The 1,163-nt window shown below is 46.9% G+C and carries 1 protein-coding gene; it reads right to left on the bottom strand.

Annotated elements, in window-relative coordinates; genetic code table 11:
• Positions 1 to 66: 66 nt before the first annotated feature.
• Positions 67 to 1,163: terminase large subunit domain-containing protein (locus tag Q0507_RS00795; protein ID WP_298710965.1), on the bottom strand; the 1,097-nt coding region annotated here is incomplete at its 5' end.

Raw genomic sequence — 1,163 nt, 5'->3', positions numbered from 1 at the left:
TCATCTAGTTGCTGCTTCTCTTTAACTTTGCCAAATTCTGGTACAAACTTTTTCATGATCCCCTCCTTAATTCCATGTTGCTGTTATGTCTCTATCTGTAAGTGATTGATTGTATACCTCACCACTACCGACATCGTCCTCTGGGCGTTGAGCCAGTTGTACTTGATATGCCAATGAATCACTTGCATCATCGTTGGTGGCTTTTGGAAACATACTGAGTTCGCCTTCTAGGTCTTTACAGAAATTCGTATCACCGTGCTTAATGTGGTAAATGCCGCCACGTTCGTATCGTGGGACTAGAGCTTCGATACGCAATGCTTTGCTGTGCCCGCCGTGCTTCAGTAGCTCGACATCCATGTAGACACCACGACGCACCATCTCCTCTTCCCAGACAGACTTCAGAGCTTGAGTGAACTGGTTATCCTCAATGCCAATCTTGTGTAGGTTGTACCGCTTCCAGTTGGTAAACATGAGGTCTACTAGGTCAGTGGCGGATAGCTTCGTGCGGTAACATATCACATTCCATTTGCCTTCACGATCGATAAAGTTGAGGGTTATACCAATGTAGTCAGTACCTTGGTCAATGTCATCTTTGCCACGCGGATCGATTGTCATGACGTTATAGGTATCACGCTGTAAGACGTTACTGAATTCGCGATATTTATACCATGCTTGCTTGAACTTGCGGTTCTCTTCATCAATTGGGTTTTGCTGGTACAGTGCTGAGAATTCATAGCTACCCATTTCGGCACGCTTTTTTAGTAGCTTTTCAAGCGAGAACTTATCAGGCCATAGTGCCTCACCTGCTTTGCGGTGTTCGTCGTCCTCGGTAGCGATAGCTTTGTATTCAATGATTTTCCATTCATCATACGCTTCACCTCTAGCTTTAGCTTCTCGTGACGCTTTGAGCACACGTCCGGCTAGATCATCGTCGTGCCAACGCGTAAGAATAAAGACGATCATCGAGTTGCCTTCTTCACGCGTTGAGAAGGTTGACTTATACCAGCCGTCACGGGCTTCACGTATTACAGGGCTATCTGCTTCCTCACGGTTCTTGAATGGGTCGTCGATGATACCAATCTTAAAGCCTCGGCCGGTCAATGCACCACCAACACCAACTGCGGTGTAGCCGCCACCTTCCTTGGTGATCCAGCGGCCTTTAG

It is taken from the genome of uncultured Veillonella sp., assembly GCF_938010505.1.
Taxonomy (GTDB): Bacteria; Bacillota; Negativicutes; order Veillonellales; family Veillonellaceae; genus Veillonella.
The sequence above is the reverse complement of the archived record's forward strand: the minus strand, read 5'-3'. Positions and strand labels throughout refer to the sequence as shown.